The organism is Corynebacterium sp. (assembly GCF_012838985.1).
In the GTDB taxonomy this organism is placed as follows: domain Bacteria; phylum Actinomycetota; class Actinomycetes; order Mycobacteriales; family Mycobacteriaceae; genus Corynebacterium.
The window spans coordinates 1-11,297 of record NZ_DUOE01000119.1; the positions used below are offsets into that span (position 1 = coordinate 1).

10 protein-coding genes and 1 pseudogene are annotated in these 11,297 nt (G+C 70.2%); 6 read left to right on the top strand and 5 right to left on the bottom strand.

Features of this window, described 5'->3' with window-relative positions; translation table 11 throughout:
- Positions 1-54 precede the first annotated feature (54 nt).
- Entirely contained in the window at positions 55-402 is a 348-nt protein-coding gene (locus tag GXZ33_RS06905) for a Rieske 2Fe-2S domain-containing protein (protein ID WP_291340117.1), read from the top strand.
- Here GXZ33_RS06905 and GXZ33_RS06910 read toward each other — a convergent pair.
- Positions 386-1,471: an NADH:flavin oxidoreductase/NADH oxidase gene (locus GXZ33_RS06910; RefSeq protein ID WP_291340109.1), complete on the bottom strand. Its 1,086-nt coding sequence runs from the start codon at positions 1,469-1,471 to the stop codon at positions 386-388. The two genes, GXZ33_RS06905 and GXZ33_RS06910, sit on opposite strands and share 17 nt — an antisense overlap.
- Positions 1,472-1,519: 48 nt before the next feature.
- Between GXZ33_RS06910 and GXZ33_RS06915 the strand changes: the two genes are divergently transcribed.
- Together GXZ33_RS06915 and GXZ33_RS06920 are read left to right on the top strand one after the other, a co-directional pair.
- Positions 1,520-2,503 (top strand): bile acid:sodium symporter family protein, encoded by a 984-nt coding sequence (locus tag GXZ33_RS06915; RefSeq protein ID WP_291340110.1) that lies wholly within the window; start codon positions 1,520-1,522, stop codon positions 2,501-2,503.
- 26 nt (positions 2,504-2,529) lie between these two features.
- Complete coding sequence (locus GXZ33_RS06920) at positions 2,530-2,853, top strand: hypothetical protein (protein ID WP_291340111.1); 324 nt, start codon at positions 2,530-2,532, stop codon at positions 2,851-2,853.
- On the opposite strand, the gene GXZ33_RS06925 is transcribed toward GXZ33_RS06920, so the two are convergent.
- From GXZ33_RS06925 to GXZ33_RS06940, 4 genes are all read right to left on the bottom strand, one after another.
- Positions 2,854-3,195: an AzlD domain-containing protein gene (locus GXZ33_RS06925; RefSeq protein WP_291340112.1), complete on the bottom strand. Its 342-nt coding sequence runs from the start codon at positions 3,193-3,195 to the stop codon at positions 2,854-2,856.
- Positions 3,195-3,881 (bottom strand): AzlC family ABC transporter permease, encoded by a 687-nt coding sequence (locus GXZ33_RS06930; RefSeq protein ID WP_291340113.1) that lies wholly within the window; start codon positions 3,879-3,881, stop codon positions 3,195-3,197. The genes GXZ33_RS06925 and GXZ33_RS06930 overlap by 1 nt, the downstream gene beginning before the upstream one ends.
- Positions 3,878-4,483, bottom strand: coding sequence for a YqgE/AlgH family protein (locus GXZ33_RS06935; protein ID WP_291340118.1), 606 nt, complete (start codon positions 4,481-4,483; stop codon positions 3,878-3,880). The genes GXZ33_RS06930 and GXZ33_RS06935 overlap by 4 nt, the downstream gene beginning before the upstream one ends.
- An 83-nt stretch (positions 4,484-4,566) precedes the next feature.
- Positions 4,567-6,045, bottom strand: coding sequence for a CCA tRNA nucleotidyltransferase (locus tag GXZ33_RS06940; RefSeq protein WP_291340114.1), 1,479 nt, complete (start codon positions 6,043-6,045; stop codon positions 4,567-4,569).
- A gap of 192 nt (positions 6,046-6,237) precedes the next feature.
- Here GXZ33_RS06940 and GXZ33_RS06945 point away from each other — a divergent pair.
- The 3 genes and pseudogenes from GXZ33_RS06945 to murJ all read left to right on the top strand — a co-directional run.
- A pseudogene (locus GXZ33_RS06945) lies at positions 6,238-6,819 on the top strand (NUDIX hydrolase); the annotation flags it as partial.
- Positions 6,819-9,212 (top strand): DUF6049 family protein, encoded by a 2,394-nt coding sequence (locus GXZ33_RS06950; protein ID WP_291340115.1) that lies wholly within the window; start codon positions 6,819-6,821, stop codon positions 9,210-9,212. The pseudogene GXZ33_RS06945 and the gene GXZ33_RS06950, both read left to right, overlap by 1 nt.
- 7 nt (positions 9,213-9,219) lie before the next feature.
- A partial coding sequence (murJ, locus tag GXZ33_RS06955) for a murein biosynthesis integral membrane protein MurJ (RefSeq protein WP_291340116.1) occupies positions 9,220-11,297 on the top strand: 2,078 nt, incomplete at its 3' end.

Sequence of the window (11,297 nt, forward strand, 5' to 3'; positions counted from 1 at the left end):
CCACGGCAGGGGCATACTGAGGGCATGTCTGAATCAAACACGTGCTCACGACGGATGTTCCTGCTCGGCACCGCCACGACCTTCGCCGGCGCCTTCCTGGCGGCCTGCGGCAGCGAACCGGGCGTGGAGGTCGCGGCTGCCGACGTCCCGGTGGGCAGCGCCACCATCTTCGACGGCTTCATCATCGCACAGCCCACCGAGGGCACCTACGTCGCCTACTCCCAGACCTGCCCGCACCAGCGCAGCCCCATCACCGAGGTGGAGGGGGACACCGTGCGGTGCACCAACCACGACTCGGTGTTCAACATCGCGGACGGTTCGGTCGTCTCGGGACCGTCCCGGGATCCCCTCTACCCGGCGAAGCTGGAGCAGAGCGGCGGGACGCTCAGCGTCTCCAGGTAGCGCGCCAGTAGGAGCCGGGGTAGGGGATCTCGTCCCGCTCCAGGCCGAGCTCGTGGGCGGCACGCAGCGCCCACCCGGACTCGCGCAGGGCGGCGCGGCCGATGAGGATGACGTCGGCACGCTCCTCCCGGAGGATCTCCTCGGCCTGTTCGGGCTCGGTGATCATCCCGACGGCGGCCGTCGGGATGCCTGCCTCCCGACGGATGGCCTCCGCGAAGGGGACCTGGAAGCCGGGGCCGGTGGGGATCTTCGCCATGGATGCACCACCGGTGGAGACGTCGATGAGGTCGACGCCGGCGTCGCGAAGCAGGGCAGCGAGACGCACGGACTGCTCGAGGTCCCAGGCACCGTCGATCCAGTCGGTGGCGGAGATGCGGACCAGCAGCGGCATACCCTCCGGGATGACCTCGCGGACGGCCCGGACCACCGCGAGGAACAGGCGGGTGCGGTTCTCGAAGGAGCCGCCCCACTCGTCGGTGCGCTGGTTGGCCAGGGGAGTGAGGAACTGGTGGAGCAGGTAGCCGTGGGCACCGTGGATCTCGACGGTGTCGAAGCCGGCCCGCACCGCGCGTTCGGCGGCGGCGGCGAACTGACCGGGGACGGCCTGGATCTCCTCGACGCTCATCTCGCGGGGCTCGTCGATACCCTCCTGCGCGATGGGGGAGGGACCGACGGTGCGCCAGCCGCCGTGGCCGAGGGGGACGGAGCCCTCGCCCAGGCCGGGACGCCAGGGCGCGGTGGATGCCTTGCGGCCGGCGTGGTTGAGCTGGATGCCCATTGTCGCGCCCTGCGCGTGGACGAACTGGACGATGCGCGCCCAGGCCTTCTCCTGGCGGTCGTTCCACAGACCGGTGCAGAGCGGGGAGATGCGCCCCTCGGGGACGACACCGGTCGCCTCCGCGATGAGCAGGCCGAAACCTCCGGCAGCGCGGGCGCCGTAGTGGACGAGGTGCCAGTCCTCGGGGGTGCCGTCGGAATCGAAGGCGTGGTACTGGCACATGGGCGGCATCCAGGCACGGTTGCGGATCTCCAGATCGCGCAGGCGCAGCGGCGAGAAAAGTAGCGTCATGTGCCCCATGCTAGGTGGAGCCTCGGCCGCCGCCGTAAACTTCAGGGCATGTTGTCCCTTCTCAAGCGGACTGACCCGCTCATCCTTCTCATCATCGCGGCGGTGGTGGTGGCGATCATTCTGCCCGCCCGCGGCGACTTCGCGGAGTGGTTCGCCACCGCGACGAACATCGCCATCGCGTTCCTCTTCTTCCTCTACGGCGCCCGCCTGTCGACGCAGGAGGCGGTGAAGGGTCTCCTGCACTGGCGGCTGCATCTGCTCATCCTGGCGTTCACGTTCCTGGTGTTCCCGGTCATCGGCGTGGCCCTGCGTCCGCTCGGGGGGCTGATCGGTGAGGACATGTACCTGGGCATCCTCTTCATGACGCTGGTGCCCTCCACCGTGCAGTCCTCGGTGGCGTTCACGTCGATCGCGAAGGGCAACTACGCCGGCGCGATCGTCGCGGCCAGCGCCTCGAACCTGGCGGGTGTGTTCCTCACGCCGCTGCTGGTGATGCTGCTCATGTCGGGTGCGGGCACGATCCACGTGGACACGCAGGTGTTCATCGACATCGCCGTGCTCCTCCTCCTGCCCTTCGTCCTGGGCCAGGTCCTGCGCCGCTGGGTCAAGGGCTTCGCCGCGAACAAGGCCACGAAGATCGTGGACCGCGGCTCGATCACCATGGTCGTCTATTCGGCGTTCTCCGCGGGCATGGTCGCCGGTGTGTGGTCGGATGTGTCGGTGGGGCAGATCGTGTTCCTCATCGTCTTCTCGATCGTCCTGGTCGCCATCATGCTGTGGCTGACCCGTTTCTCCGCGGAGAAGCTGGGCTTCAACCAGAAGGACATGAAGGCCATCCAGTTCTGCGGCACCAAGAAGTCGCTCGCGACCGGCCTGCCGATGGCGTCGGTCATCTTCGGCGGCGCGAGCATCGGTCTGCTCATCCTGCCGCTGATGATCTTCCACCAGGTGCAGCTCATGATGTGCTCCTGGTTGGCGGCGCGTTACGCCCGCCAGGCACCGCCCCGCAAGCCGGTGGTCCTGCACTCCTGATTGCTTTTCGACGCCCGCCCCCTACGATGTTTCACGTGAAACAAAACATCCACGTACGCATCGACATGAGCATCCCGGGGGCGGGTTCTGTGATTCATGTGGCAGAACTCCTGCCGCGGGACGCGCAGACCTGCACCATGATCCGCATCATCGAGCTGGACCCCTCCGAGACGATCCGCGGCGGCGCCACCCAGGACACCTCCGCCGGCCTGGCGCAGGCCCCCAACCCGGTCGTGCCGCACCCGGACACCTACGCCGACTTCCCCGACATCGAGCACCGTCTGCTCACCCCGGAGGAGTTCGAGGGCCTGTGGGCGGAGGCCGTGGCGGCCTTCCCGGAGCTCGGCTAGCTAGAAGACGAGGTTGACCAGGCCCATGTAGGCCAGGGTCCCGCCGAGGATCGACAGCCCGGAGTCGCGGCGCCAGGCGTGCAGCCCCAGGGTCACCGCGATGCCGATGAGCGCCGCCACCAGGCCGCCGGGAGCCGAGCGCTGCCCGAAGAGGGTGTAGACCACCAGCACGGTCATGACACCCACGGGCATCATCCGGGCGAGCAGATCGAAGAACTGGTTGTCCTTGAGCGCCGCGACGAAGGCGAAGGGCAGCCAGCGCAGCAGCAGCGTCACCAGCCCGATGGGCAGCAGGGCGCTGAACACCTGGAGGAGGGTCACGCCCTCGGGAAGCCCGTGCATCAGACCCTCCACTCCAGACGACGGTCCAGGGCGGGGGAGAGGTGCCGACCGATGAGGATGAGGAAGTAGGCGCTCAGCGCCACCATGAGCAGCTGTCCGGGGAGCACCAGCCCGACGACGAGCGCCAGGCCACCGGCGAGCAGCGGCAGGGAGAGGTCCCGGCTGCTGCGGAAGGTCTCCCACGCCAGCACCACGAACAGCGCCGCGAGCGCGAACTCCATGCCCTGGATGCCCGGCGGGATGACCTCACCGACGAGCGCCCCGATGATGCCGGGCACCACCCACATCGCCTGGCAGAAGATCTGGATCGTCAGCACCTGCGTACCGGAGCGCGGAGGGTGGGCGGAGGCGATGGCGTAGGTCTCGTCGGTCAGCGAGTACGTGGAGTAGGCACGGCCCACCCGACCCCGGACGAGGTGCCGGGGGAAGGTGAGGCCGTAGAAGATGTGCCGGAAGTTGACCATGAAGGCGGTCAGCGCCGTCGACAGGGGGCCGACGCCGGCCATCACCAGGTTGATCGCCAGGAACTCCATGGACCCCGCGTAGATGAGCACCGAGAAGATCGGCGTCCACCACCAGGCGAAGCCCACCTGCGTCATCAGCAGGCCGAAGGCCAGCCCCAGGGGGACGAGCCCGAGGGCGACGGCCCAGGCGTCACGCAGTCCGGCGCGGATCTCGGGGATCAATTGTCCATGAGGTCGGCCGGGAACGTGGAGAAGAGCGGCAGTGGCGGCTGCTGACGACGCATGACGTCGCCCCACAGGTCGGTGCGGCCCGGGACGATGACGTCGGTCGGCAGCGCCGGGGTGACGTACCAGTCGCCGCGCTCGATCTCCCCGTCGAGCTGGCCGGGCGCCCACTCGGCGTAGCCGGCGAACAGGCGCATGCCCTCGACGAGTTCGGCGATGTCACCAGGGTCGGCGCGCAGGTCGACGTGCGCGAGGCGGTTGGCCAGCCGGTTGAGCTGCGGAGCCTCCTCCATGTCGACGCCCGCCTTGGTCATGGCCAGGCCGACGACGGACTGCTGGTTGAGGGGGCCACCGATGTAGAGCGCCTGCGGCTTCGCGACGGCCGGCAGCCAGTCCGGCATCACGTTGAACACGGCCAGGTCACTGCGGGATGCCAGATTCACGCCGAAGGTGAGGTGCTCGTTGTGCTCGATGATGAGCACGACGGAACGGTTGAACTCGTCCGACAGCATCCCCGGGGCGGCGACGAGCAGCATGCCCGGCGCCGGCTCATTGCGCTCAAGGGCGTTGAACAGGCGATCGGCGTAGAAATCAGACATCGACATGGTGGGTGCGACCTCCCTCGCTCAGCTGACCCTGTGACTGTTCAGCTTCCCACCACCCGCACGGTTGTGCAAACGCGTCATCCCTGCGCGGCCCACCACGCCCGGAGTTCCGCGACGGCCTCCTCGCGCTCCAGGGGACCCCGCTCGAGGCGCAGTTCCTTGAGGAAGGACCATGCGCGGCCGATGTCGGGGCCGGCGGGCAGGCCGAGGATCTCCATGATCTCGTTGCCGTCGAGGTCCGGGCGGACACGTGCCAGGTCCTCGCGGGCGGCGATGTCGGCGATGCGCTCCTCGAGGTGGTCGTAGGTGCGCTGCAGGCGGGCGGCCTTCCGCTTGTTGCGGGTGGTGGAGTCGGCGCGGACCAGCTTGTGCAGGCGGGGGAGCAGCTCCCCGGCGTCGGTGACGTAGCGGCGCACGGCGGAGTCGGTCCACTGGCCCTCGCCGAAGCCGTAGAAGCGCATGTGCAGGTAGATGAGCTGGGAGACGTCGCCGACCATCTGCTTCGAGTACTTCAGGGCGCGCAGGCGGCGGCGCACCAGCTTCGCGCCGACCACCTCGTGGTGGTGGAAGGTGACGCGGCCCTCGTCGTTCCAGGCGCGGGTGTCGGGCTTGCCGCAGTCGTGGAGCAGCGCGGCCCAGCGGAGCACGAGGTCGGGGCCGTCCTCCTCCTGGTCCATGGCCTGGCGCAGCACCTGCATGGAGTGGGCGTAGACGTCCTTGTGCTGGTTGTGCTCGTCGGCCATGTCCTGCATGGCGGGGATCTCGGGGAACACGTGGCGGGCGACACCGGTGGTGACCAGCAGGTTCATGCCGGCCCACGGGGCCTCGCCGAGCATGAGCTTGTCCAGCTCCACCTGGATGCGTTCGGCGGTGATGCGGTTGATCTCCCCGGCCATGTCGGTCATCGCCGCCTTCACGCGCCCGGCGACGCCGAAGCCCAGCTGGGAGACGAAACGGGCGGCACGCAGCATGCGCAGGGGATCGTCGTGGAAGGAGATCTCGGGGGCGTCCGGGGTGTCCAGGCGGCGGTCCACCAGGTCCTGCAGCCCGCCGACGGGGTCGTGGAAGCGGGCGGAGAGCTGCCCGGTGTCGTCGACAAGCAATTCGACGGCCATGGCGTTGACCTTGAAGTCACGGCGGATGAGATCGCCCTCGAGGGTGTCGCCGAACATGACGGCGGGGTTGCGGGAGACGCCGTCGTAGGAGTCGGAGCGGAAGGTGGTGATCTCGATCTGCTGGCCGCGGTGTGCGGCGGAGACGGTGCCGAACTCGATGCCGGTGTCCCAGACGTGTCCGGCCCAGCCCTCCAGAATGGAGGAGATGACGTCGGGGCGGGCGGGCGTGGTGAAGTCGAGGTCGTTGCCCAGGCGTCCGAGGATGGCGTCGCGGACGGAACCGCCGACCAGATAGAGAGGTAGGGAGCGGGACTGGAACTCGGCGACGAGGTCGCCGAGGACGTCCTGCAGGCCGGCGATCGTGCGCTCAGCCTGCGCGAGCAGGGCCAGGGGGGTAAGGGACTCGTCCGCGTTCACAACCCGTGAGTCTACCGGGGACACGCTGCGGCCTGGGAATTTCGAAAGGTCGCCCCACCGGTTACGATCATGGGGATGACTGAGAATGATCCCCAGGGCCCCAAGCGTCGGCGTCGCCGCCGCTCGCGTCGTCGTGGATCCGGAACTCAGGCTCAGCAGCAGACGAAGCAGACGGGCGAGAAGAGCGAGACGAAGAGCTCCCAGCGCCCCTCACAGAAGCGTCGCCGCCGCCCGAATCGGAACCCGCACCGGGTGCAGAAGTCGCAGAAGCAGCACCGCCCGCAGCAGAACCGCATGGCCACCCGTGACGAGACGTCCGCGGGCGGCCTCGTCGTGTCCGGGCTGGCGGAGGCGGTCAACGACGCCGGTGAGGTCGATCTCGGCCGCATCTACGTCGCGCTCATCGGCCGGCTGGACCGCCGGGGGCGTCTGCTGTGGTCGATGCCCAAGGGTCACGTGGAACCGGGGGAGAACCGCCGCGCCACCGCGGAACGTGAGGTGTGGGAGGAGACCGGCGTGTACGGCGAGGCCTTCGCGGACCTCGGCGTCATCGACTACTGGTTCGTCTCCGAGGGCGTGCGCATCCACAAGACGGTGCACCACCACCTGCTCCGCTTCGTCGACGGCGACCTCAACGACGACGACCCGGAGGTGACCGAGGTCGCCTGGATCCCGGTCTCCGAGCTCATCGAGCACCTGGCCTACGCGGATGAGCGCAAACTGGCGCGCACCGCCCATGACCTCCTGCCGGAGCTGGCACGGGAGGAGAAGGCCGCGGGAAGGGCGACCCCACGGTGATGCGGGCGCTGGTCGCAGCGTGCGCCGCGGCGGCCGTGTGCTTCTCGACGTCCCCCGCCGTCCTCGCCGCCCCCACCCCCTACTCCCCGGAGACGAGGGAGGCGTGGGTCAACCCCCTGGCGCGGGCCGGCGAATCAGGTGACCTGCGTATCGACGTCACCCGCACCCCCGACATCGTCCACGCGGGGGAGGGCATGCGCCTGGGTCTCACGGTGTCGAACTCCTCGGAGGAGACCGTCTCCGACCTGCGCGTCACCGCCCGGCGCGGCGACCCGACCTGGACGGTGGAGGAGGCCCGGCGCGTCCTCGCGCTGGACACCGGGGCGTACCCCTGGGAGGGTCCGGGCCTGGAGCTGCCGGGGGAGCTGCGGCCGGGGGAGCGCCGGGAGGTCACCCTCCTCCTGCCGCCGGAGTTCCTGCCGGAGGGGACGTTCCCGCTGCTGCTGCAGCTGGGGGAGACGACCGAGCGGATGCTCGTCACCGTCACCCCGGCACCCGCCCCGGCGGGGGAGGACGTCACCGCCCCGCAGGTCCCGGGCCTGACGGTGCTGCTGCCGCTGACCGCGCCCGTGGACATCGTGCCCGGGGAGACCGGCCGCGCCGCCGAGGACACCCCGCTCATCCTGCAGTCGGAGCAGCTGGCGGGCCAGCTCGCGCCGGAGGGGCGTCTGAGCGGGCTTCTCGACGTCTACGCCACCGAGCAGCGCGGCACCTGCCTGGCGGTGGATCCCGCGCTGGTGGACACCGTGGCCCGGATGACGGCCGGGTACACCGTCGCCGGGGAGCGGCCCTCCCTGACGCAGAAGACGAAGCGTCTGCGCGACAGCTGGTTCACCGACGACGAGCCCGACCCCGGTGTCCCGGGCCGGGGTGCCGCCGACGCGCTCGCGTGGCTGGAGCGCCTGCAGGGGGCGGAGTGTGTCGTGGCCCTGCCGTGGGCCGCCGCGGACGTCAACGCCGTCGCCGCCACCGAGGACGAGTGGCTGTTCCGGGAGGCCGTCGCCCGGGGGCCGCAGCTCCTGGCGGAGACACTCGGGGTGACGCCGGTGACGAACGTGGTCATCCCGCCGTCCGGGTACGTCACCGAGCAGGCCGCCTCCGCGCTGGGGTGGGCGGATCAGCCGGCCACCGTCGAGAAGTCCTGGGAGGCGGCCGTCGCCCAGCTCACGCCGCAGCCCACCGGGGTGGGGGACACCGCGCTGGAGTCCACGCACATCCCGGACCGTTCCGGCGCGCCGACGCCGACCTCCCCGGTGCGCACCCTCGTGTCCGCCAACTCGGTGTGGGGTGTGCCGCGGCAGGGCAACCACGCGCTCATCGCGCCGGGCGTCACGGCCGCCACCTACCCGCCGGCGCTGGGGTCGCTGCTCGCTGCGACGGGCCCCGCGCCGCGCACGACGGGCTACTCCCACCCGGACTGGCGCTTCGACTACCGCCTCGACTCCCCGGCCGCCCGCGCCGTCACCGCCGCCTCGGCCGTGCGCCTCGCCGTCCGGGAGCAGACGCTGCCCGGCAACTGGGCGCAGGCCCCGCAGCCGGTGCTGGTCATGCCGCCCCCGCTTCTGGACACCCACTCCGCCACCACCCTCCTGCGCACCGTCACCACGCTTCTCGACGACGCCGCCGCCACCCCCCTCGCCCTCGAGGACGCGCTGACCCCGCCCCCGGGGCTGGAGGAACAGCCCGTCGCCCCGCCCACCCTCGGCGTCACCCGCTTCGGCAGCCCGTGGGCGGACCCGGCGGTGGTCAGTGACACGGAGGTGCTCCGCGCCGCGCAGCAGACCCGCTACACCGACGACCTCACCCGCATCATGGTCAACGAGCCGGCGATCCAGCTCGACCGCTACGACTTCACCCTGCCGCTGCGCAGGGACATCCTGGTGGCGTTGACGGGGGCGTCGAGAAGCTCCCTGGCCACGCGTGACGACGCCGTCCGTGCCGCCGACCACCGCCTCGACGCCAACCGTCAGACGCTGCAGGAGCTGCGCGGCTCCGTGGCGCTGATCCCGCCGGGGAACGTGTACACGCGGGCGTCGGAGAGTTCCCCGCTGCTCATCGTCGCGGAGAACGGCCTGCCGCTGCCCGTGGACTCCGATCTGGCGTACTCCGGGCCGGAGGGTGCGACGCTGGCGATGAACGGGTACGTGCACATCCCGGCGCACGGCTCCATCACCGTCCCCCTGACCGCGGACCTGCCCGATGAGAGCCAGACGCACCTGAGCCTGTGGCTGGCCACCCGCGACGGGTCCCCGATCTCGACGCCGGTGGAGATTACAGTGCAGACACGGGCCGGTATCGTCGGCACCTACGGCGTCGCCCTGCTCATCGTGGTGGGGCTGGCGCTCGCGCTGCTGTTCCGCGTCGGGCGTCACCGTCGACGCCGGCGTCCCTAGATGAGAAATGACCATGAGCGAAAATCTCCGTTCCCGCTTCGTCGCCGCCACCCCGCCGGCCCCCGTGCCGGAGCAACGGGCGGCACCCCCCGCACCCGTCCCTCCCCTCGAGGACCGGTCCCGGCTGCGGGCCCCGGAGCCGGACACCCCCGCTGAGCCTGACAGTCCCGACAGGGGAGTGGCCTCCGACGCTGACGTCGTGCGGGCGGGTGGGTCGATGGCGATCGCCACGCTCATCTCCCGCATCACCGGCTTCGTGCGCAACCTGCTCATCGCCGTCACCCTCGGTGGCGCGGTGGGTTCCGCGTTCAACACGGCGAACACCCTGCCGAACCTCATCACCGAGGTCGTCCTCGGCGCGGTGCTCACCTCGCTGGTGGTGCCGGTGCTGGTGCGCGCGGAGAAGGAGGACGCCGACCGCGGCACCGCCTTCTTCCGCAGACTGTTCACGTTGTCGGCGTCGCTGCTCATCGTGGTGACGGTCATCTCCGTCATCGCCGCCCCGTTGCTCACGCGGATGATGCTGGACTCGGACGGTGAGGTCAACGTCGTCCAGTCGACGTCCTTCGCGTTCCTGCTGCTCCCGCAGATCTTCTTCTACGGCATCTTCGCCCTGTTCATGGCGGTGCTCAACACACGGGGCATCTTCAAACCCGGTGCCTGGGCGCCGGTGGCGAACAACATCGTCTCCATCGCCGTGCTGCTGCTGTACATGCTGCTGCCCGGCCAGCTGGGGGAGACCGCCCAGTCCCCGGTGCTGGACCCGCACGTCCTCCTGCTGGGCCTGGGCACGACGCTGGGCGTCATCGTCCAGGCCGCGATCATGGTGCCGCCGCTGCGCCGCGCCGGGGTGGACCTGCGTCCCCTGTGGGGCATCGACGAACGTCTCAAGCAGTTCGGCGGCATGGCCGTGGCCATCGTCGCGTACGTCGCGGTGTCCCAGGTGGGCTACATCGTGACCACGCGCATCGCCTCGCTTTACGACGCCGCCGCCCCCCTCATCTACCAGCAGCACTGGCTGCTGCTGCAGGTGCCCTACGGCATCATCGGTGTCACCCTGCTGACGGCCATCATGCCGCGTCTGTCGCGCCACGCCGCCGACGGCGATGACCGCGCGGTGGTCGGTGACCTCAACATGGCCACCAAGCTGACCTTCATCGCGCTCATCCCGATCGTGGTGTTCTTCACGGCCTTCGGCCCGGACATCGGCGTGGCCCTGTTCGCGTACCGCAACTTCGACACCGAATCCGGCGTCCTGCTCGGCCTGACGCTGTCCTTCTCCGCGTTCACGCTGCTGCCCTACGCCCTGGTGCTGCTGCACCTGCGCGTGTTCTACGCGCGTGAGGAGGCCTGGACCCCGACCTTCATCATCGCCGGCATCACGGCCACCAAGATCGTCCTGTCGCTGCTGGCCCCGATGGTGGCGTCCTCGCCCTCGCGCGTGGTCGTGCTGCTCGGTGCCGCGAACGGCTTCGGTTTCGTCGCCGGTGCCGTCATCGGCGCGCTGCTGCTGCGCCGCAAACTCGGCCACCTGGGCACCCGCTCGCAGCTGCACACCACCGTGTGGGCCACGGCGGCCTCACTGACCGGTGTGGCGGTGGCGCTGTTCGTCGACTGGCTGCTGCCCTCCCTGACGGGGATGGGCTCCTTCGGTGTGCTCATCAAGGTGGGCATCTCGGGCATCGTCTTCCTCGTGGCGACGGGCGTCGCGCTGAGCTTCTCCGGCCTGCCGGAGGTGCAGAACCTGGGCCGTGCCTTCGCCCGCATCCCGGGCCTGTCCCGCTTCGTCCGCCCCGACCAGTCCAAGGCCATCGAGGTCGGCGAGAGCGACCCGCAGGAGCTCTCCGCGCAGCTGGTCACCATGGACGCCTTCAACGCCTCCCCGGCGCCCGCCCCGATGTCCGCCGGTGTGGTCCGGGGCCCGCGTCTGGTGCCCGGCGCACCGGTCTCCGACGGCCGTTTCCGCCTCCTGGCCGATCACGGTTCCGTGCCCGGCGCACGCTTCTGGCACGCGCGGGAACAGGAGACGGGCCGGGAGGTGGCGCTGACGTTCGTGGACACCTCCGGCAACGCGCCCCTGGCCCC